The organism is Sphingomonas sp. Root720, assembly GCF_001428605.1.
GTDB lineage: Bacteria > Pseudomonadota > Alphaproteobacteria > Sphingomonadales > Sphingomonadaceae > Rhizorhabdus.
Genome location: NZ_LMID01000003.1, coordinates 33,261 through 53,783, shown reverse-complemented (window position 1 = coordinate 53,783; position 20,523 = coordinate 33,261). Strand labels below are relative to the sequence as shown.

23 protein-coding genes are annotated in these 20,523 nt (G+C 64.8%); 5 read left to right on the top strand and 18 right to left on the bottom strand.

Annotation, left to right across the window (positions count from 1 at the left end):
• The 8 genes from ASE22_RS06655 to ASE22_RS06620 are packed head-to-tail and all read right to left on the bottom strand — an operon-like array spanning nt 1 to nt 6,792.
• Nucleotides 1-726 carry a type IV secretion system protein gene (locus ASE22_RS06655; protein WP_056356584.1) on the bottom strand — a complete coding sequence of 242 codons (726 nt, stop codon included), beginning with the start codon at nt 724-726 and terminating at the stop codon, nt 1-3.
• A 1-nt stretch (nt 727) separates the two neighbouring features.
• Nucleotides 728-3,094, bottom strand: coding sequence for a VirB4 family type IV secretion/conjugal transfer ATPase (locus tag ASE22_RS06650; RefSeq protein ID WP_056356581.1), 2,367 nt, complete (start codon nt 3,092-3,094; stop codon nt 728-730).
• Complete coding sequence (locus ASE22_RS06645) at nt 3,087-3,428, bottom strand: type IV secretion system protein VirB3 (RefSeq protein WP_082591515.1); 342 nt, start codon at nt 3,426-3,428, stop codon at nt 3,087-3,089. Before ASE22_RS06645 ends, ASE22_RS06650 begins: the two co-directional genes overlap by 8 nt.
• A complete protein-coding gene (locus tag ASE22_RS06640) occupies nt 3,421-3,714 on the bottom strand; it encodes a TrbC/VirB2 family protein (RefSeq protein WP_235538129.1) in 294 nt (97 codons plus the stop codon). The genes ASE22_RS06645 and ASE22_RS06640 overlap by 8 nt, the downstream gene beginning before the upstream one ends.
• A 48-nt stretch (nt 3,715-3,762) precedes the next feature.
• Nucleotides 3,763-5,049, bottom strand: a complete 1,287-nt coding sequence (locus ASE22_RS06635; protein WP_056356577.1) for an LPD7 domain-containing protein — start codon at nt 5,047-5,049, stop codon at nt 3,763-3,765.
• Complete coding sequence (locus ASE22_RS06630; protein ID WP_056356575.1) at nt 5,046-5,648, bottom strand: lytic transglycosylase domain-containing protein; 603 nt, start codon at nt 5,646-5,648, stop codon at nt 5,046-5,048. Before ASE22_RS06630 ends, ASE22_RS06635 begins: the two co-directional genes overlap by 4 nt.
• A complete protein-coding gene (locus ASE22_RS06625; protein WP_056356608.1) occupies nt 5,645-5,998 on the bottom strand; it encodes a hypothetical protein in 354 nt (117 codons plus the stop codon). Before ASE22_RS06625 ends, ASE22_RS06630 begins: the two co-directional genes overlap by 4 nt.
• Nucleotides 5,995-6,792, bottom strand: coding sequence for a hypothetical protein (locus ASE22_RS06620; RefSeq protein WP_056356573.1), 798 nt, complete (start codon nt 6,790-6,792; stop codon nt 5,995-5,997). Before ASE22_RS06620 ends, ASE22_RS06625 begins: the two co-directional genes overlap by 4 nt.
• Nucleotides 6,793-7,040: 248 nt before the next feature.
• Here ASE22_RS06620 and ASE22_RS06615 point away from each other — a divergent pair, with 248 nt between their 5' ends.
• Nucleotides 7,041-7,670 carry a helix-turn-helix domain-containing protein gene (locus ASE22_RS06615; protein ID WP_156405551.1) on the top strand — a complete coding sequence of 210 codons (630 nt, stop codon included), beginning with the start codon at nt 7,041-7,043 and terminating at the stop codon, nt 7,668-7,670.
• A 77-nt stretch (nt 7,671-7,747) separates the two neighbouring features.
• Here the strand turns inward: ASE22_RS06615 and ASE22_RS06610 are convergent, their stop codons facing one another.
• Entirely contained in the window at nt 7,748-8,095 is a 348-nt protein-coding gene (locus ASE22_RS06610; RefSeq protein WP_235538128.1) for a helix-turn-helix domain-containing protein, read from the bottom strand.
• Nucleotides 8,096-8,170: 75 nt separating this feature from the next.
• Between ASE22_RS06610 and ASE22_RS06605 the strand changes: the two genes are divergently transcribed.
• The 4 genes from ASE22_RS06605 (at nt 8,171) to ASE22_RS06595 (ending at nt 11,110) form a co-directional block, all read left to right on the top strand.
• Complete coding sequence (locus ASE22_RS06605) at nt 8,171-8,605, top strand: hypothetical protein (protein WP_235538127.1); 435 nt, start codon at nt 8,171-8,173, stop codon at nt 8,603-8,605.
• A 221-nt stretch (nt 8,606-8,826) separates the two neighbouring features.
• A complete protein-coding gene (locus ASE22_RS06600; RefSeq protein ID WP_056356567.1) occupies nt 8,827-9,045 on the top strand; it encodes a hypothetical protein in 219 nt (72 codons plus the stop codon).
• 98 nt (nt 9,046-9,143) lie between these two features.
• Complete coding sequence (locus ASE22_RS26070) at nt 9,144-9,374, top strand: hypothetical protein (protein WP_082591514.1); 231 nt, start codon at nt 9,144-9,146, stop codon at nt 9,372-9,374.
• 854 nt (nt 9,375-10,228) lie between these two features.
• Nucleotides 10,229-11,110 (top strand): GSU2403 family nucleotidyltransferase fold protein, encoded by an 882-nt coding sequence (locus tag ASE22_RS06595; protein ID WP_056356565.1) that lies wholly within the window; start codon nt 10,229-10,231, stop codon nt 11,108-11,110.
• 670 nt (nt 11,111-11,780) lie between these two features.
• On the opposite strand, the gene ASE22_RS06590 is transcribed toward ASE22_RS06595, so the two are convergent.
• From ASE22_RS06590 to ASE22_RS06550, 9 genes are read right to left on the bottom strand one after another with little or no spacing between them, the layout of a single operon-like run.
• Entirely contained in the window at nt 11,781-12,557 is a 777-nt protein-coding gene (locus tag ASE22_RS06590) for an SDR family NAD(P)-dependent oxidoreductase (RefSeq protein ID WP_056356563.1), read from the bottom strand.
• A complete protein-coding gene (locus ASE22_RS06585) occupies nt 12,557-13,465 on the bottom strand; it encodes a 3-keto-5-aminohexanoate cleavage protein (protein ID WP_056356562.1) in 909 nt (302 codons plus the stop codon). The genes ASE22_RS06590 and ASE22_RS06585 overlap by 1 nt, the downstream gene beginning before the upstream one ends.
• A 1-nt stretch (nt 13,466) precedes the next feature.
• Nucleotides 13,467-13,904, bottom strand: a complete 438-nt coding sequence (locus ASE22_RS06580; RefSeq protein WP_200956570.1) for an acyl-CoA thioesterase — start codon at nt 13,902-13,904, stop codon at nt 13,467-13,469.
• On the bottom strand, nt 13,901-14,701 hold the full coding sequence (locus ASE22_RS06575) for an HAD-IIA family hydrolase (RefSeq protein ID WP_268801323.1): 801 nt from the start codon (nt 14,699-14,701) through the stop codon (nt 13,901-13,903). The genes ASE22_RS06580 and ASE22_RS06575 overlap by 4 nt, the downstream gene beginning before the upstream one ends.
• A 55-nt stretch (nt 14,702-14,756) precedes the next feature.
• Complete coding sequence (locus ASE22_RS06570) at nt 14,757-16,232, bottom strand: biotin carboxyl carrier protein (RefSeq protein ID WP_056356558.1); 1,476 nt, start codon at nt 16,230-16,232, stop codon at nt 14,757-14,759.
• A complete protein-coding gene (locus tag ASE22_RS06565; RefSeq protein WP_056356556.1) occupies nt 16,225-17,562 on the bottom strand; it encodes an acetyl-CoA carboxylase biotin carboxylase subunit in 1,338 nt (445 codons plus the stop codon). The genes ASE22_RS06570 and ASE22_RS06565 overlap by 8 nt, the downstream gene beginning before the upstream one ends.
• 7 nt (nt 17,563-17,569) lie before the next feature.
• The gene (locus tag ASE22_RS06560; RefSeq protein WP_056356554.1) at nt 17,570-18,052 is read right to left on the bottom strand and encodes an acetyl-CoA carboxylase biotin carboxyl carrier protein; all 483 of its coding nucleotides are present in this window, start codon (nt 18,050-18,052) and stop codon (nt 17,570-17,572) included.
• Complete coding sequence (locus ASE22_RS06555) at nt 18,049-19,278, bottom strand: Tm-1-like ATP-binding domain-containing protein (protein WP_056356552.1); 1,230 nt, start codon at nt 19,276-19,278, stop codon at nt 18,049-18,051. The genes ASE22_RS06560 and ASE22_RS06555 overlap by 4 nt, the downstream gene beginning before the upstream one ends.
• Entirely contained in the window at nt 19,275-20,477 is a 1,203-nt protein-coding gene (locus ASE22_RS06550) for a cytochrome P450 (RefSeq protein ID WP_056356550.1), read from the bottom strand. Before ASE22_RS06550 ends, ASE22_RS06555 begins: the two co-directional genes overlap by 4 nt.
• Nucleotides 20,478-20,523 lie beyond the last annotated feature (46 nt).

Here is a 20,523-nt window from a genome sequence, read left to right as displayed (position 1 = left end):
TTATTTCCTTATTGTGTTAGCCTGGAAGAACGCTGAGTCATTTCGCCCGGCTGCGAGCAGAGCCGAGCTAATAGCGAGATCACCTTCGCCAGCTTGGGCCATCTGAATCGCCTGCATCTTGAGAAGGTCGTTCTGAAGCTGCGCCTGCTCGACCGCGATGCGGGCCTGCAGGTCCATCACGTCTTTTGGATCCTTGGCGCTGGCGAGCTGCTGCCGCAGCTGATCCAATGCCTGCGTTCGGGTCTGCGCGATGTTCAGGGTATTCTCACCGAGCGCGGCCGTCGTCGCAGCCGATCCGGTAGAATCCTTCAGCGCCTGGGCATAGGCCGCATCCGCATCCGAGGATCCCGTGGACGAGGGGCGGTAGCGCGACTGGATGTTCGATGCGAGCGTCCCCAACGAGCCGAGCTTCGTGAGATCGCCCCCGAACAGCGTCGACACGTCGGTCGTCGTCGCCGGCAGGAGGTTGCGGACCGAGGGCAGGTTCAGGGTCGACGCGATCTCGCTCATATTGGTGAGCTTCTGGAGTGACTGGAGCTGGTTCGCGGCAGTCTCGATCTGCTGCTTGCCCTGCTCCACCATCGTCAGCGTCTGCCTCGCGGTTTGCAGCGCCTGAAGGTAGGTCGTGGTATCGAACACGGGGATGCCCTGCGCCGCAGCCGGCGGGGCAAAGACAGCGACCGCGGCGGGTGCCGCAATTCCCATCAAGGTACGCTTGATCCACATCTCAGCTTCTCCTTTGGTTGGCATAGAAAGCCGGCAGCCAGGCCGCCGGATCGTCCCCCGCAGCGGCGATGGCCTCTTCCATGGCGACGAGGGTCTCCTCGCGCCCCGAAAGCACCTTGAGCTCGTTGGGCATCCCGGCCAGGTCGAGCTTGGCGACGATCGACGTGTGGCCCTGCTTGACAAGGAAGCAGCGGCTTTCCGGGGTCAGGTCCTCCCGGATCAGCCGGTACTCGGCATCCGTCAGGCCCAGCCCGTCGCAATAATCGGATCGCTTCGCATCGGAATTGGGCAGGAGGATCTTGGTCGCGGTCTGCTCGATGATCGAGTGCGCGATCGGCGAGCGCAGCGCGTCCGCCGGCGACTGCGTGCCGAAAACCATGAAGGCGTTGCGCTTGCGGAAGGTCTTCAGGCCATCCTGTGCAAAGGCGCGGAACGCATCGTCCTGGAGCGCCTTCCAGAACTCGTCGATATCGACCACCACCCGCTGTCCGTCGAGCAGCTCGTCCACGCGGTGGAAGAGGTAGAGCATGGTCGGTGTGCGGATTTCCGGGTTCTCGAGAAAGTCGGTCATGTCGAACCCGACGAGGCGGGCTGCCATCGAAACTTCGTCAACCGGTCCGTCGAATGCCCAGCCGAGCGAACCACCCTGGCACCAGCGTTCGAGCCGCGCCCCGATCCCCTCAGCGTCAGCGTAGCCCAGCATCTCGCGTAGCGCGCCGAGGGAGCGGGCATGCGACGGCAGTCGCATCACGGCATCGAGGCCCTCGTCGATCAGCCGATCCTCGCCGACCGTCAACGGCCGATTCTCGCGCCTGACAAGCACCCGCACGAACTGGCGCAAGAAGGCAATGTTATCGTGGGTGGGTTCCAGTCCCTTGAGGGGCGCGAAACCAGTCGGCTCGCCATTGCGAAGCGCGAGATAGGTGCCCCCGCAGGCGCGCACGAAAATCTCGGCGCCGCGGTCCTTGTCGAAGAACACTTGCCGGGCGCCGGTCTTTTCGAGCTGGGCCTGGAGGAAGTTCTGGAGAACCGTCTTGCCGCCTCCCGTCGGGCCGATGATGAGCGTGTGGCCGATATCGGCGCGGTGAAAGTTGAACCAGAAGGACGAGCCCGCGCGCGTCTTGAGCAGCGTCACCGCTTCGCCCCAGTGGTTTCCGGACTTCCGCCCGGCCGGGAAGGTGTAGAACGGGCTCAGTGCCGCGAAATTGCGGCTGTTGATGACCGCAGGGCGCGCGCGCATCCGGAAATTGCCGGGGAGCTGCGCCCAGAAGGCGGCTTCAAGCGCCACGTCCTCGCGCGCCATCACCATGCCGGTGTCCGCCGCGGCCGAGCGCGCGATCGAGAGGCGGTCGAGGAGGCGACGCGGATCGTCGTCGATGACCGAGATCGAAAGGTGATGCTCACCCATGACGAAGCGGTTCGCCATGAGGTCGTCGACCCCGTCGAGGAGTTCAACGGCCTGACTGACGCCGGCATCGTCCGAGGACGTCATCTGCTTATATTTCTTGGTGAAGCGCTCGCTCGCGTCCTGCTTCACCAGAGGCGCGAAACTCTGGGTCAGCACATAAGGGAAGTCGAGCTTCAGCAGGCTGTTGAACTGGCCCGTCCGGGTGCTGGCGACATATTCGCGCACACCGAACATGCCGAGGTAATGTGACTTGTGGGCGAGGCGGATCTCGGCCGCCTCGCGCCCGAAGACCACGCGAGATTGGTAGAGCGCTTGCCCCAACCGGCCGTCGAGCAGCGGAATGCGGATGCGGTCGCCCGTTAGGATGAAGTGCAGGACCTCCATGGGCTTCGAGAACAGGATGCCGTCACGCTCGTAAATCGACAGGCGCTCCGGTGTCGCGTCGGCAAGCAGGGACTCGAAATCGCGGCTCTTGTCCGCCATGATCGTGAGCGCGCGGTCATCGAACTCACCCGGCGTCTTTTGCTTGCCGAAAAAGCGCGAGACCTGGTCGCTGGCCATGCTGGAAGGCCGCACGACGAGCGTCACGTAGAACTCGTTATGGTAGAGGACCTTCTCCTTGAGTGTCTCGGAGTAACGGTCCTGGAGCTGGCGCGCGAAGTCGGAGTGGAAGTCGCCACTCAGGACCGGGTCCGTCGCGGTGCGCACGAGATGGGTCCACAGCGCGATGCGGTCGTCGCCGATCGCGCGCCAGGTAATGTTGAGCTTGTTGTGCCAGCTATTCAGATCGGCAATGTCGCTGGTTTCGAACGGCCGCCCATCGACGCGGTACATGCGCATGAGCGAGCCGTCGTCGAGGGCGACAACCGTGTCGTCGACGTGCCGCGTATAGGGGATGAACTTGACGTCATCCGTCTCGCGGACCGCCACCTTCTTATGCTTCAACCTGGTTTCAGTCATTGCCGAACTGCTTCCGCTTGACGCTCTTGCCAAGGCGAACGGGCGAGTAACTCCCACCGCCCCAAAACTTGCGGTTCTTCGAAAGGAACACCGTCTGAAACCACAGGCCCCAGAGCCGGAAGGCATTGTAGTCGTAGTGAACGACCATCCGCGCCGGGAAGTAGAGTGCCCCGAAAGCGGCTAGCGGGTACAAGGGATTGTGCATGATCGACCAGATGATCATGCTGACCATGATGATCGGCAGGATCGCTTCGAGCGGCAATCCCATGAACACGGCCGGTCTGGTCATGGCGAGGAAGACCTTGTCCTCGGCGAGCTTCTCGACCTCAGCCACTTGCGGTACTCATCCAGCCGACGATCGTCGTCGCCGAGAAGATGATGCCGATGCCGATCAGCACGGTGACAGCGCGGCCCCACTCCATCCGGCCGGTCAGCTTCGCGTATCCCACACCCATCACGGCGATGGCGCCGACCACCGAAGAAATGCCGATCAGCCAGGTCCTTACTGTCGTCAGACCGCTCTCGATGGATGTGCCGTCGGCCCATGCTGGCTGCGCGATCGACATAAGAGCCAATGCGCCGGCAAAGCCGACGAGCTGGCGGGCACGGCGATCGGACATCAGCCGACCCAGCCTGGGTGTGAACTTCATACGATCCTCCATGTCGAACTACCTCTCCAATTCGGGGTGGGTGTGCATCGCCTCGATCTGTCGAACCGGCGTGGGCTCGCGGACCGAGACATCCAGGCCGCGCCGCAGCACGTCCGAGATCATTTTCCGACTCTCGAGGTTCGCCGAGACCATGTGGTGCGCGTCACCGTCGAAGACCTCGCCGATATGCTGTTCCATCGCCGCCTGCGCCTGCAGCGCGTTGGCTAGTCGGGGCTCCGCCGATACTCTCTCCATCCCGCCGTGAAGGAAGAGTTCGGCGAGCTCGTCGCTCTCCTGCCGGCGCCCGGCGGCCGCGTCCCGCTCCTGCTCATCCCGCGTCCGGGGCTGTTCAGAGTCTGATCTTCGGCTTTGCGGGGCGGTCGGCTCCGCGACGGACCGGTCTTCCCGATCGGCATCAAGCTCGTCGGCCAGTGTGGCAGCAGCGCCAGCCTCCTTCGTCATCGTATCCCGATGGAGGCCCGATCGGACAAGATAGATCGCGTCAGCGACCTCCGTGTCCCAAGCGCCACCCTTGCCCATCTGACGCAGAGCGCCGGACTCGTAGCCGGAGCTGTCGAACGCCCTCACCAGCGTCGGGCTCTCCAGCGCCCGCTCAAGCGCACTTTCGAGCGCTTCCCGATTCACATCGATCCGCTCGAGATGGACTTCCCGTTGGAAAGCGTCCCTGTTGTCGCCGAGCTCCCCATAAAGCACCTTGCGGTCTTCGGTGTGCCGGCTGAGCGTCAGCAAGAGCCGCCGGTCGGCCTCCGACAGCGAACCATCGTTTCGAGCCGCAGACTGACCCGGAGCCGAATGCGTGAGGGTTGTAGCGGCGCCGGCATCGGTCTGCGGAACCGGGCGCGCTTGCTCGACCACCGTAGCGTCGCGATTGGCGGGTACGCCCCGTCTCAAATCCGCCATGCGCTCCTGTTCGGCGAAGGTAGGCTCGTAGCCGTTGACCGTCAGCCCCTCCCGCGTCGCAGCGGACCACACAGCTTTTCGAAACTCGGGGGAGCCATCGACTTCGATCCGATCCCAGCTGTTGTGCTGAGCGATCTTCACCAGGCTCGCGATCGTCTCTGCGTCCTCGCGCCGCGCCACAATGCGGCTGTCGGTGATCTCGATCGCCGGGATCACGCGGTCCCCGGGGCGGAACAGGCCGAGCCGCTGCTCACCGCCGCCCGCCCCCTCGACGACGCGCACCTCGTACCGGGTCGCCAGCTCGGGCGGAATTTCGAAGGCGATCCGTTCGGTCTGGGGATCGGCCTCGCGCCCGCTACGCGCGACGCTGTTCTCCGCGCTCACTTGAAAACCTCGATCACGTTGGACGCGACTTGCCCGACGATCCAAGGGTCGCGCTCACTCGCAGGCTTCACTACCGCGGCTGCCGCCCCGTTCGATGCGGCACCAGTGGCCGGCAGCGGGGGAACGGCCTGTACCGAGCCCATCGTGCTGGCAGCCATCCAGACCCGCCCGACATAGCCGTTGCGGAAGCCGCGGGTCAGCGTGCCGGTGTTGTAGAGCGAATAGGTCGCCGAGATGGCGTCGAGGCCGCTATAATACCGGTTTGCGAGCCCGTAGCCCTGCTGCAGAAGCAGGGAGGCGAGCCGCAGGTTGGTGCAAGGGTCGAACGCCTGCTCGACCGTGACACCGAGCCGCGCGAAGTTGGCGGAGTTGATCTGCGCCAATCCGACGTCGGCGGTATACCCCGCCGCCACGTAGCGGCGGACGATCGCCGCGGCTTCGACCACGGATCCGGCGCGTACGCGCGGCCCCTTGTTGACGTTGATCTGCAGGCTATCTCCGCCGCTCTCCGTCACGACGAGCGGCACGACCGCTTCCGTCGCGATCTCGGGGGCGCATTGGTGCGCCAGCACGGTGATGGCGGGGACGTCGTAGATCACTGCTGGGTCACCGTCTGCGTGCGGGTGTCGAGTGCGTAGCTCGACGAGGAGCCATCCGACTGCGTGACTGTCAGATCATAGCCGTGCTTGACCTTCTTCGTGCGGATGCCGACCCCCGTGCAGCTCGGGAAGGAGCCGCCCAAGGCGAGTACGTTCCAGAGTTTCGTGATCGGCGGAACGCACGCCGCATAGGTCGTGGGCGAGCCTGGGGTGGCGAGGCAAAGTATGACCTGACAGCCCCAATCGGAGGCGAAGGCAGGCTGCGGCGCCGTGAGCGCGACCAAGCCTGCGATGGGGTATGCCAGCCCGCCGGCCACGCCGGCGAGCCTGTTGAGCAAACGTGCGATCATGAGCCACCTCCACGCGCTGCACGCCATTCGGCCGCTGCAAACACGTCCCATTGCGGCGGGGCCTTCTCAGCGGCCTGAGCACTCGATGCGGGCGCGCTTCTCGAATCGGTCTCGTTGATGGGGCGGAAATCATCCGTGCTGGCGACGTTGACGATCCAATCCTCGTCCCCCTCGACCGGCCGGGGCTGTTCGATCACCTGTCCCGGTCGGGCGAAGGCGAGATGCCAATGGGTCGAGTGTCCGCGGTCGCCCGGACCGAGGAGCTCGATAATCCGAATGTTGCTCGCGGCCATGAGGGCGCGGATCTGCTCCCGGGTGATCGTATCCACGCCACCTGCGGGGACGAAGTCGATCGCCTGGCCGAACTTGTGCCAGCTGTAGCGTGCGCCATAGCTGGCGTTCATTGGCCGGATCGTATCGGTTATCCGCGCGCCGAACGCCGTGCGCAGCAGCGCGGTGACGCTCGATACCGTGGCAGGTCCGGACGTCGAGACTGGCTTGGCGCCGTCCTCGACATGCGCGAGCGCACAGACATCGAACACCGAGGCGGGCGTCACCCCAAAAGTTGCAAAATCCCGACCATTGATGGCGAGCGGCCCGGCCTCGAAGTCAGCGCCGAGCGCGATCAGGTCTTGGACTGTCGCTTCCGCATCGCCCCGGGTTTCAGGCTGGCGGGTGAGGATCGCACCGGCGCGGACGGTGAGCGCGTACGGAGCCGGGGCCGGAGATCCGCCCGCCCCTAGCCCTGCTGCGCAGAGCTGAATAGCCTTCGCCGTAAGCCCTGCCGGAAGCATGTTGCTCCTCCGCCGTTACAGTCCACCTAAACCAGTGGACGATATTGACGGAGCAGGCAAGTCTCATTTGCCAACCACTTTCGAGCTAAAACAGTTCGTTGCGCAGCCGAGATGCCGGCCGCCGCTGGCGTTCACCAGGTTGCCGCTGCGTGGCGATTCGCATAGGAAACCCTGCCTTTGGGATATCCTAGCGTCCGCGCACGCATGGTCTCCGACCTTGAGGCGATCATGGAGCGAAGGGCAGCAGATTGAGCACCACCGTCGCTTTTCTTGCGGAATGTCAGGGGTCCGCGACCATCGACGACCAGAAGGCGTGCCTCGAAGCTGACGATTATGTGGTCGTGGCGGGCAGGCAGAGCTTCAACAAACTCGGCGATCTTCTCGCACGCCATGGGATCAGGCTCGGTCCAGGCGATCGGATCAAGCTCTACGATCTATCCTGCATTACCCTCTCGACCACCACGTTGGTCAGCGTGATGAGCAAGTTCCTGCGCAGTGGCGTCGGTTTCGAAATCATCTCAGCAGGGATCGTCATCGAGCCGCGCGCCGACGACAAATTGCACGCGCTGCTAGAGGCCCTCGATAATCACTATCGCTACCTGCACGGCATCAAGACGCATCCGGTAGACACCGCTTCCCGGGGTAGGAGGCGCCTGCTCGATCCCAGCCAGCTGCCGGAGATCCGGGCGAAGCTGGACAAACCGGGTGCGACGGCAACCGATGTTGCCCAGGAGCTAGGCGTGGCGCGGTCCACGCTCTTCAACTTCCTCGAGCGCTTTGATCGCGGCCAGGGCAAGGATGCCGCCGAACCCCATCCCAAGAGTTCCCGCGATGGCAGCCATGTCGCTCGGCCTGATACCGACGGGACATCCGCGTAGCGCCGACCTACCCGCGCCACGGGCGTCTCGTTTAGCGCCGCATTGTCGTCGCTCGCAGCCCCGCATTGTCAGCTCTACTAGCTGGCGGAACTGTTCGCTTCGTCGTCCGGCCTGATCATGTTCCAGGCCTCCAGCCCGACCGCATCAGCGAGCTTGACCATCATGTCGAGCGTCGGATTAGCGCGCCCCCGCTCGATAAAGGAGATGTAGGCCGCGGTGATGCCGGTCTGCTCGAACAATTGCGCCTGAGTCAGCCCCATCTTCTGTCGACGGCTCTTCAATCGCTCGCCGAACAGTCGTGCGGCAGGCTGTACTATTTCCTCCGCATCGAGATACTTCGGCATCCGGTGATTCAACCATGCGTGATCGCGGACGGCTCCTCCCCCCACGAGTTCGCTGACCTTATATCCGCCGGGCGTCGCCATGCAGCATAAACCAATTTACAGCATCTGGTGCGCGGCGAATTGACACGGCAGATGACGTGGCGTTAATCGAACGGCATGGCGAGACTCAGCCCCGCGACTCCGCGCATGTCGATGAAGCAGCTGGTCCAGCAGCAACGGGATGAGCTTTACGCATCCGGTCACCGCAATCTCAACATGGCGCTCTCGGAAGGCACGATCCAGCAGATCGACCTGATGAAGAAGCGCTACCGGCTTCGCTCGCGAGATCAGGTGGTCGCCCGGGTTATCAGGAAATGCTCGGCAACGGTCGATCCCGACTCCTTCGTTCAGCACGCGACCAGTCCAGCAACCCAATATCGACGGATCTCGCCGATCATCGCCGGCGAGCTCGCGGACTATGTGAAGCAGGTGCAGCGTCGTTTTCGCAACATTGGCTACGGCCCGGTGTTCGAAATGATCTTCGCCGAGGTCGGCACCGATCTGTCCAACACGGCCGTGCAGCTCGAATTGATCCGGAGTGCTGATCCGTGACCGTAGGATCACCAAGGTCAAGCGCTAACCTTCTGTTGTGCCAACAGAAGTCTATGGCAGCTCAAGGCGCTATCCACAATCGGTCCCAAACTTTGCGCGGGCAGCAGTAAGCCAAATTGACATAGCCTGGGACATGATCTTCGCCCGGCGAACTCCTGATTCTGGTCCGCGCAACCCAATTAGCGCGCTATGACCGGCATCGTTGGCGCAAAGGAGCCCTCATGGACCTGCATGGCTCGATCACCGAGAACCTACGCGCTGCGATCGCAAGCGCGACCCGGCTACAAGGTCATCCCGTCTATGGGGAGACGCTGACCTACTGGCGGGAGCTGATCCACGAGGTTCGACGCCGGCGCGGCGCCCTGCCGGACAGTGACCGGCCGGCTCTCGATGCGCTGTTCGCCCGGCTCGAGGCGGAGCTCGCCGGCCGTGCCTCCTGAGTCGGCTTAAAGCCGATGCGCGGACTTTTAGATCGGGTCGGACCACAACCATTCCGTGGCCGCCTTGCCACCCTCCGCGCTTTGATCGGGTGCGCCGGATGAAGGCGAGCGAGCTTCAAGACCTTCTGATCAGTACGCTTGCTCGAAAGAGTGGCGGGAGCCAGCGCCGCTGGCGGATAGCACTTGGTCCGATCCAGCTTCGCGACATCTCCACCCACCCCCACTGCAACTGGTCGGTGACGCCGCCGGGCGGCTCGCGCGAGATCGCCGACATCGAGCGTCTGCTCGACGACGTCCGCATCGCCCATCCGATCGTCGTGAAAGGGTAGGGCCGAGACAGAGTCTACAAGCGGGTGCAGTGCCGGCTACGGAGCGCTACTCCATCGACGCACATAGAAACTTCTTACCGAGGGCGATCGCATTTCCCGTAATCACCAGCCTGGCAGGCGTCCACCTGCCGTCTCCAAGCCGCCATGGCTTCGGCGTACTGCGCTCGCGCACCTTCGTACTGCTCGCGCGCAAAGGCGTTGGCGCTCTCGGGCCGAGCGAGGGTCGCAGCAACGTCGCTGTTCAGCCGCTAGGTGCGCAGACGGTCGGCGCCGAGCGAGGCCGCCTCCGACATCGCGTCGAGAACGTTATCGGCGAGCGTATCGACGAGGCTGACGAGGAAGTGCCCCGAGCCCATCGCCGGGTCGCATACTCGCAACGAGAGTATGGCGTTCGCCGGGGTCCGCGTCGCGCAACTCGCGCCGCCAATAGTCTTCGGCGTCCTTCGGGTTGAGCTTTTCGAGCGCGGCACGGAAGGCGTCTAGGCGCTCCGTTATGAGCGGCTCCAGCGTCTCGTCGAGGATCAGCCCGACCAGATCGTCAGGAGTGTAATAGCTTCCCAAGCTGCCAGCTGCCTCGGAAATTTCCCGTTTTTCGTAAATTGGCCCAGACGATTTTCTATGGTGTAAAACGGGCTTCCGTTGCACCGAGCATTTGAGCTTCCCGATTACCGCTTTCCGGCGGTAAATTGATTATACAGACAGATACGTTATTTCCGTTTGTATGAGCGATCTAAAAACTGCAGCCCCTTATCCGGACGATGTTCGCCGACCTCGTGCAGCAGGTCGATACCGCTCCGCTGCCCGGCTCCGTCTATACGCGTGCGCGTGACAGTATCGAATAAATCTATGCGAAGTTGCCCGTCGGCCGTGACCGCGTCGACCGCTTCGTCGGCCAGGTTGGCGATCCGGCGGCAGAGGAACAGGCCGCAACTTTGCGCAAAGGCGGAGAGCTGGCGAAGAGCCGCCGCCAGATCGTGTCGATGCCTCGGCGGCATGGGCTGGCCGGTCCGGATCGGACCCACGGCGCCGCGCTCGATGCCCTCGCCTTCGCCGGCCTGTTCAAGCGAGGTGCGGTTCTCGTCGGCACCGGTGCCTACATGAAGTTCGAACCGCTCATCGGCAGCCGCCTTCCCGCCCCCACGCTGATGACCGGTGACCTCGATCTCGCGACGGCACGGATCGCTATCGCCGCCGACCCGCCGAAGCGGATGGAGGACATCCTGCGCCGAGCCGATCCGACCTTCGCGGGAATCCCTCAACTCGATCCGCGCGAGCCTTCGTCGCGCTATCGCAACGCGGAAGGCTATCTCGTCGACCTGCTAACGCCCACCCGCAGCAGGACCGACACCAATCCCGTAGCCCTCAAGGCCCTAAGTGCCAGTGCCGTGCCGTTGCAATACCTCGACTGGCTGATCCGCGATCCCGTGCCCACGGTCGTCCTCTGGGGCGCCGGGATAGTTGTCTCAGTTCCCCAGCCCGCAAAGTTCGCCGTCCATAAGCTCATCCTCGCCCAGCGCCGCGATCCCGCCAATCGCTCCAAGCGCGCGAAGGATCTTGACGAGGCTAGAGCGCTTATCGACGCGCTGCTGATCCACGACCGCTTTGCAATTGTGGGCGTGCTTACCGATTCGCGCAGACGCGGACGGACAGGTTGGGCGGAGCCCATAGCGCGATCACTAAAAGAGATTGGTTCTGAAGACCCGGGTGATCATTACGCTGCGCGGGTGCGGCCATGAATTCCCGCGTCACGGGCATCATACCTTGCGGTGCGCCAATCCGCTGGGCCGGACTGCCAGCACGGCGGCACGCCACTCGTGGCATAGTTTCACCCTGACGCTAACCAAGGCGCTGCCCACTGACACGATCGAGCGCGCCGGAGGTAGAGGAGACCGATGTTGGCGGCGCCGAGCACATGGCGGCGCGCGTGCGCGAATGTCATGCTCAAGAGCGGCGACACCGCGTTGGTCAAGGTTATCCAGCTTCAACCCGAGGAAAGCTGCTCGCGGCTGTGCACGATTTTGGAGACCGCGGAGTAGCGCGGGTTCGGCTTCGATTCTCATCGGAGTCATTCCCGCAAAATCAGGCATCTCGCGTGCGTCGTCACTGCAGTCTGGTTATCACCTTGTCGAGGGGCAGGAATTAAGGGGCCAATGGAGTCGCATGTTAACCCGGTATACAGGCTTGTCGTTCTTATCTTCGGCAACCCGCTGACCGCCCTCTGGATCTCGTTGGCTCTACTGCTGTGGTGCGCGCTCATTATTGCGCGCAATTACATCCGATATCATCGCCCGTTATCGAGGACACTCTGGCAGCGTGTGCGCGCCTTCGGGCCGGTGCTCGATGCCGCTGGCACCGATGACTCCCAGCGGGTGTTTTCCGATCAATTCTATGATCTTGATGCGGCTATCACTTTGCCAGGCATCCTCCATCGATAACTATTGTTGCCCCAGTCATGAAATCGGAAGCGGCAGATGCGAGATAAATGGCCGTACCCTTTATCTCGCTCACGTCGGCGATGCGGCCCATTGGAGTAAAATCGGTGATCCTCTTGAGGAAACCGGGATCCTCATAAGGCCCAAGAGCCGTGCGGAAGAAGCCAGGACAGATCGCGTTTACGCAGATTCCCATTGCCGCATACTGCAACGCCAATTCCCTAGTAAGATTAACTATGGCCCCCTTGGTCGCCGCATAGGCCGGTAACGGCGCGACGCTGGACGGTCCCGCGAGCCCCCACATCGAGGCGACGTTGATGATTTTGCCTCGCCCTGCCGCCACCATCGGCTTCAGTGCCTCACGGGCGCAGAAGAACTGCCCGGTGAGGTTGATGGAAACCACCTTGTTCCAGTGCGCCGTGGGAAATTCGTGGACGGGCATGGGCTCGGGATCGCTTATCCCAGCGTTGTTTATCAGAATATCGATCTGACCGAAGCGCTCTAGTACGTTCGCAATTGAATCGATAACGTCGCTTTCGCAGGCGATGTCGCATCGTTCCGCTATCGCTGGTTTGCCCAGCTTCTCCACGTCGGCCACCGTGGCGGCGAGACCTTCGGTGTCGAGATCAAGCAGTGCGACGCTGGCACCGGCCTGCGCCATTGCTGCGGCGAAGGCGGCTCCCAGTCCGCCGGCCGCGCCGGTGACGACCGCAACCTTTCCGCTGAGGTCGAACGGCTCAGGATAGGCCATCACGCGACGTCCGGCACGACATTCGCGACGGGTTGCCGCAGGCCGATTATGTCGCGCGCCTCGGCGGGCGTGGCGATCTCGAGGCCGAGCTCGACGGCGATCCGCCGGGTGCGCGCGACAAGCTGCTCGTTGGTGGCGAGCTCTCCGCGGCTGTAGTAATTATTGTCTTCCAGGCCGACGCGCACGTGGCCGCCGAGCAGCATGGCCTGGGTCGTAGCCGGAAGCTGCGCCGGGCCTATCGCCGAAACGCAGAAGATCGATTGGGGAGGCAGCGCCGCGATCATCGCAGTCAGGACGTCATGGCTGTAGGGCATCGCGCCCTGGAAGCCCTTGTCGGCGCCCAGCACCATGTTGATATAGTAGGGCGGCTTGTCATAGCCCTTCTGGATCAGGCGGGTCACGTCCTGCAGGATGTGGTTGGGGGCGAACACTTCCCACTCAGGCTTGATGCCGCGATCAATGATGCGCTTGACCAACGTCTCGCAGCGGCTGGGAGGCGTGATGACGACGATCTCCTTGCCGCCATGCACGTCGACGAAGGTCATGCCGTCGAACGTGGCCATCTCGGCGCCCGCCTCGCATCCCTTCAGCCGCTCCTCGAAATTGGACTCGTACAGGCCGTCAGGGCGGGATTTGAGCATGTCGCCGCTCGATCCGCCGCCGGTGGAATTGTTGATGACGATGTCGCAGCGCGCCCGGATGCTTTCGTTGATGTCCCGGTAGATGTCGGCGTTGCAGGTCGCTTCGTCGTCCGGCCGGCGGGCGTGGAGCGCCGCGATGCAGGCGCCCTCCCGGAAGGCGCGGTGAACCGACTCGGCGATCTCCGCCGGCTGGGTGGGCAAATTGGGATTCTGAGCCTTGGAGGCCATGCCCCCTGTGGGGGCAACGGTGATCATCACCTTTGACATTTCAGCTCTCCTGCAACGGGGGTGCGAAGGTCGACAGCGCGTCGATCACTTCGTGCGGAATAGGTCGGCCTTTGAGCCGCGCGGGATCGCCGGCGTCGTGGCCGGCCCAGACGCGCTTCTCGTGCGCCTCGATGGCGATCGCGGCACCGCGCAGGAGGCGATGCGCCACCTCGAAGCTGCTGCGGCCGAAACGGGTGACATTGCTCTCGATCGTCACCAGATCGCCGAACCGGCTGGGCGCAAGAAAGCACGCGCCCGTATCGATCATCGGGAAGCCGACGATCCCGAACCTGCCGATCATCTCGAGCTTGCCATAACCGAGCGCGGCGGCGAACAGCGCCGCGGTAGCGGCGTCAAACATCGCGAAGTAACGCGGATAATGGACGATTCCGGCGGGGTCGCAATCGCCCCACTCGATCTGCACTGCTCTGCGGTTCACGAACATCGAGACAATAGCTCCAGCAAGGGCGGTAACCCGGGCAGCACGACGTGCGCGGCATCGGCCGGCGTCAAAGCAGTGAAAGTGCCCGCATCGTTGAGGCCGCTGGTGACACCGATGGATAGCGCGCCGGCGGCGTTCGCCATCCGCATCTCCAGCGCGGGATCGTCGCCGATCACGACAAGCGCCTTCTCCGCCGCCATCGGCAGCCCCATCAGCGTCAGGGCGCAGCGCAACGCGGCTCGCGAAGGCTTGCCGAGGACCTTCGCCCGTTTGCCCGTCAGCGATCGAATCATCGCGTTGATTGCAAAGCTCGCGCCGATTGCGCGGCCACCCTGGGCCGCGAAGAAGGGAACGTTCGACGCGGTCGTCGCCAGCGCTCCGGCCCATATATCACGGCATGCCGCCTCGAGATCTGGAAAGGTAAACTCGCGATACCAGCCGGTGAATACCGCTTCGACGCCTTCGGCCTTCGCGCCGGGCTGCACGACGTCGAGTCCGGCTTCGCGCAGCGGCTGCTGGACGCCTTCGCGCCCGAGGACGCGCACGCGCCTGATGCCGCGCGCGAGGAACCAGGCGGCGGCCGAGGACGCGGGGGTCATCAGCTCGGCGTCGGTCACGTCGAGCCCGGCCGCTCGCAGGCTCGCCGCATAAGCCGCCGGTGGCTTGGCGGTTCCGTTGGTGAAGACGCGGAATGGAATGCCGCGCCGCTTGAGCGCGACCAGCAGCGCCGCGGCGCCCGGCAGGGCCATGTGGCCGCCGCTCGCCGCGTCGCCCAGCACCAGCGTACCGTCCATGTCGATTACCATCCCGCGCACCTCGCGGATGCGCTGCGCGATCGCCGCATCGATGTTAGCCAACGGCGCCTCCCGCGTGGAGCGCCAGCCGGAGACCGGGCCTTTCGACCACGAGGTCGCGCGCCGCCGGCCGCGCCGCGAGCTGGCGTAGCAACGCCACGATGGGCGCCGCATCCGGCGAGTAGCGCGCCTTTGCCGGACCGGCGGCGAGCATCGCGTCGACCTGGTCGCTGGGCATAACTGCGCGGAGTAGGAATTCCTCCTCGGGCATTGCGCCCGGGAAGCGGGCTCGCATTTCCGCGAGCGCCAACACCGCCGGCTCGCGTTCGATCTCTCTCGCGCGCGGACGATCGAGAATCGCGGCTTCGACCGCGGCGTCCACCGGTCGAGTTGGGCGGCCGAATCTACCCATCACATAGCGGATGACCTGATCGGAAACCTGGGCATAGCGCCGGCCTGCGACGACGTTGAACAGCGCCTGGCTGCACACCATCTGCGGGAAGGGCGTGACCATGATCGGCTGGCCGAACTCGGCGCGCACCTGCTCGGTCTCGGCGATCACGTCGGCCAGCCTGTGCTCGAGCTTCACTTCCGTCAGCTGGCGCAGCATCGTCGTCATCACCCCGCCGGCGATCTGGTGCCGCAGGAAGCTTGCGTCGAACTCCTGAGGTCTGCCCGAGGGCAGCCCCTCGGCGGTGGCGAGCCGCCGCCAGTAATGCGCCACCGATGCCAGCGCAGCGGCGTCAACCTTGGGCAAATGCCCGGCCTCGCGCAGGTTGGCGATCATGCGCTCCGCCTCCGGCAGAGAGGTGCCGTTGCCGAGCGGGCCGATGCCGACGTGGACGGCCTCCGCGCCTGCCTCCACCGCGGCGAGGCTCGCGCGTGGACCCAGTCCGATGGTGCAGTGCAGGTGCACCTCGAGCCGCTTGCGCCCGATCGCCGCACGGATCGCGGGGATCAGGGTGCCCGCGCGCTCCGGCGAGAGCAGCCCCGACGGGTCCTTGACGTAAAACAGGTCGATGTCCGGGTTGCCCGCGAGCTTCGCGGCAAAGCCGGCATAGAAGGCGTCGTCGTGCACGTCGGAGAGGGTAAAGGTGAGCGCGGCCATCGTCTCGGCCCCACCCTCCTGCTTCACGATCCGCGCCGCTTCGATCACCGCCGCGGCGTCGTGCGTCGGCTCGAGTAGAATGAAGCGGCGGATGCCGCAGGCTTGCAGCCGCCGGTAGACAATCCGCATGAAATCGGGATCGGCCTGCTCCCAGGCGATGAAGCGGAGGCCGGTGGTGATGAACTGGAGCGGCGTACGCGGCATTGCGGCGCGCATGCGGCGAATTCGCTCCCACGGATTGTCGCGGAAATAGCGCACCGCGACGGCCATATGGCTCGAGGAGGTGAAATCGATCGCGCGGAAGCCCACCCGATCGAGCTTGCCCGCGATCTCGAGCATCTGGCGCGTGGCGAGACCGGTCGCGCCCCACAGGCTCTGGTTTCCGTCGCGGATCGACACGTCGACGAGATCGATCTCAGCCACGCGCGAGCTCCTCGAAGAAGCGGGTGTCGACCGCGCCGGCGGCAAAGCGCGGGTCGGCCATGATCGCGCGGTGCATCGGTGCTGTGGACGCCACGCCGTCGATCTCAAGCGTGTCGAGCGCTGCGGCCATACGCGCGATCGCTTCGCGCCGCCCGGCCCCCTGGACGATCAGCTTGCCCATTAGCGAATCGTAATAGGGCGGCACCGCGCCGCCGCTCTCGATATGCGTATCGACGCGGATGCCGGGGCCGGCGGGCCAGGCGGCGCGCGCCACCTTGCCAGGCGACGGCCGGAAATCCGCAGTCCAGTCCTCGGCATTGATGCGTACCTCGATCGCATGGCCGGTGACCTTTACGTCGTCCTGGGCTATCCCCAGTGGCTGGCGGTCGGCGATCAGGAGCTGCTGCTCGACCAGATCGATTCCGGTCACCGCCTCCGTCACCGGGTGCTCGACCTGGATGCGCGCGTTCATCTCGAGAAAGTAGAAGTCGAAGCTTTCGGCATCGACGAGATATTCGACCGTGCCCGCGCCGCTATAGCCAAGATACTCCGCCAGGCGGACGGCGGCGGCGCGCAGCGCCTCGTGCCGCTCCTCGGGGATGTCCGGTGCCGGCGCTTCCTCGACCAGTTTCTGGAAGCGGCGCTGGATCGAGCAGTCGCGCGTGCCGAGGTGGATAGCGCGTCTGCCGTCGCCGAGAACCTGCACCTCCACGTGGCGCCCGCGTGCGATGTAGCGCTCGATATATATCCGGGGATCGCCGAATGCAGCCTGCGCTTCGGCCATTGCCAGCGCGATCTGGCTGTCCAGCTCGTCATCGCGGTTGACGCGCTTCATGCCGCGGCCGCCGCCGCCGGAGACCGCCTTGATCAGCAGAGGATAGCCGGTTTCGTTCGCCCGCCGACGCGCGGCTTCCCTGTCTTCGGCCTCGCCGCCCGGCACCACCGCCATGCCTGCGGCGAGGCCGACAGCGCGAGCCTTCAGCTTGTCGCCCATCGCATCGAGGCTTTCAGGAGACGGGCCGATAAAAATCATCCCCGCCGCGGCGACGGCCCGGGCGAAGCGGGAGTTTTCCGAGAGGAAGCCGTAGCCGGGATGAACGGCGTCCGCCTTTGCCCCGGCGGCGGCGGCGACGACCCGGTCCACGTCGAGATAGCTCTGCGACGACGGCGCCGGGCCTAGGAGGACGACGTGGTCCGCCATCCGCGCGGGGAGCGACGTGCGATCAGCCTCCGACACGCCCAATATCGTCTCGATGCCCATGCGGCGCGCGGTGTGGGTAATGCGCAGCGCGATCTCGCCGCGGTTAGCGATGAACAGGCGCCGGATCATGGCAGTGTCATCCGCCCGCCCTGATCCGGATCAGCACGTCTTCCGCATCCACCATCGCGCCGTCCGCCGCGACGATCTCGACGACCTCGCCCGCCACGCCCGCGGCGACGCTGTTCATCACCTTCATCGTCTCGATGATACCGACCACCATGTCCGGGTTCACCGCGTCGCCAATCGCGATGAAGGGCGGCGCACCCGGTTTCGGCGCATGGTAGAAGGTGCCGGGAAGCGGCGGGCGGACCGCGACAATGCCCTCGGCCTCGGCCGCTCGGTCGCTGCCGTCCGGCGCCGTCACGGGCGGTACGCCGCCGCCCTCCAGCGGCTCATCGGCCGCCAGGTGCTCCCACACCTGGGACCAGCTCGTGCCGGCGCGTGCGAGGCGGAGCGAGAAGCGCGCGGTGCGTACGTCGAGCCGTTCATAGCCGCTGCCGTCGAGCAGTGCGACGATCTCGGCGATGTCTTCCGGAAGAAGGAGGAAATCCTCGCTCATGCGATCGATTTGCCCCGCGTGAGATCGCGCACTGCGGCGACCACCGCAGCGCCGAATGCGGGATCGTTGATGTGCGTATCGAGCGTCCGCAGCTCGACGTTGGCCGGCATCACTTTCCGGCAATAGCCCGCGAACTTCGGCGGCAGCTCGGGCGCATGGATATGTCCGGCGGGGCTATCGTGGCTCGAGAAGCCGTCCAGCGGGATCAAGAAGCGCACCGGCCCGCGGGCCTCACGCAGTATTCCCGCGAGATGGTCCGCCAGGCGTTTTAGATCGTCCTCGGTCGTCCTGACCGCGGTGAGCGCGGCGTTATGGATATGGAAGCGGCGGCCCTCGAAAGGACGTTCGCCGACGGCCATCGGCGAGGGCATGATGTAGAAATCGACGTTGCCCGGCGCCATGACCGTCGGAATGCCGCGCTTCAACCCCGCCGTAGCGCGCTCCGGTCCCGCGCTACAGATCCCGCCGTTGAGAAAGTCGTTGACCTCGACGAGCGAGATGTCAACCACCGCCGCCACGTCGCGCTCCGCCGCGAGCGCATCCATCGTCATCCCGCCATTGCCGGTGGTGTGGAACACCATAACTTCGTAGCCAATGGCCTCGAGACCCTCGCGTACCCCCCGCGCGGCGCCTTCGGTAGTGCCGAGCGCGCTGACGAGAACGAGCGGCCGGGTGTCGGCCGCGGCGGGAGCATAGGCTCGCGCCATCCCGGCCAGGCCGAAGGCTCCGTTGCGGTATACTTCACGAGTGATGCTGTTGATACCGGAAACATCGCACACCGCATTCAGCATCGCGATGTCCTTGAGCCCGACGAAGGGCGCAGTAAATCCGGAGGCGAGCGTGGAGATCATCAGCTTGGGCACGCCATAGGGAAAGGCGCGCATGATCGCTGTGCCGAACGTGGTCCCCATCGAGCCGCCGATCGACAGAACGCCCGACAAGCCGACGCGGGCGTGTAGATCGAGCGCGAGCTTCGTCGCGCCGGCGATCATCACTTCCTGGATCTTGCCTTCATGGCCGATCGCACGGACATCCGCCATCGTCGTTCCGGCCGCGCCGGCGATCTCATCGGGTCCGATCTCGGCGCCGCCGAGGTTCGCGCGTACACTGGGATCGAGATGGATGACCTCGCATCCGCCGTTCTCGAGGCATTCGCGCAGGAACCGGCTTTCCAACTGTTTGGTGTCCTGCGTGACGACCAGCAATACCTTCGGCGCCTCGGTCATCTCGATCTCTCCGCTACCAGGCTCAACGGCAGGCTTTCGATGCTGCGGATGACGTTGTTCAAGTGGCGATGCGGCGTTCCGACGTCGAACCGCGCGACCTTGCCCGCCAGCGCGGCGATCAGCGCGTGGGCCTCCAGCCGGGCCAAGCCCTGGCCGGCGCAGTTGTGGATACCGAAGCCCAGCGCGAGATGATCGCCGGCGCGGCGGCGCACGTCGAAGCGATCGGGCTCGTCCCAATGGCGCTCGTCGCGGTTCGCGGAGCCATAAAGGAGCAGGACCGCGTCGCCCTCGCGCATCAGGACATCGCCGAGACGAACATCTCTGGCGAGGGTCCGCCGAAAGGCCTGGACAGGCGATTCGATCCGCAGAATCTCGTTGTAGGCATGGGGTATGCGAGCGGGATCGGCTCGCACCACATCCCACTGATCGGGAAATGTCCCGAAGAGATGGACGGCATTGGTGATCGAGGAGATCGTCGTGTCGAGACCGGCCATGAGGTACGCCGCCATCAGCCGTCCGCACTGATCGAAACGTATCTCACCGCGCTCCGCGGCCTCATAGATCTCGCGGCCCATGCTGCCCGGCCGCAGCTTTCCGGGATCGGCATCCAGGGTTGCGATATATTCGAACATCTCCCCGAACTTGACCATCGATCTGACGGTGCGCTCGTTGCCGGGGCCGAAGGTGTTGAAACCGCAATCGGCCCATTCGAGCAGCTGCCCCTGGTCACCGTCCGGCAGGCCGATGAGCTTGGCCACGACGGTCAGCGGAAACTTCTGCGCCAGCGCCGGCACGGCATCGAAGGTTCTCTCCTCGATCAGGCTGTCGACGAGTGACGCGGCAGACGCCTCGACATCGTCCTGCAACGCCCTCAGCCCGCGCGGGGACATCCGCTCCGCCAGCACCCGCCGAAGACGCGTATGATACGGCGGATCGCTCGCCAGCACAGTCCCCTCGAGGGCGCTGTTCGCCGCGGGATAGAGACCGACGCCTTTGCCCGAACGATAAGTCTCGTGATCGAGCAGCGCCTCCTTCACCTCGTCGAACCGCGCGAGGATCCATAGCTGGTGGCGGGTCGACCAGACGGCGGGGCCGGCGTCACGCCAGCTGCGATAGACGTCGTATGGCTCGAGTAGAACGGAATCTTCGAACGGATCGATGTCCGTGGCCGCGACGCCGGCGGACGGTAAGGGCGACATGCCGGACCTCTCAGAAGCGCGCAGGGCTCGGGTGGAGCTTCGCTGG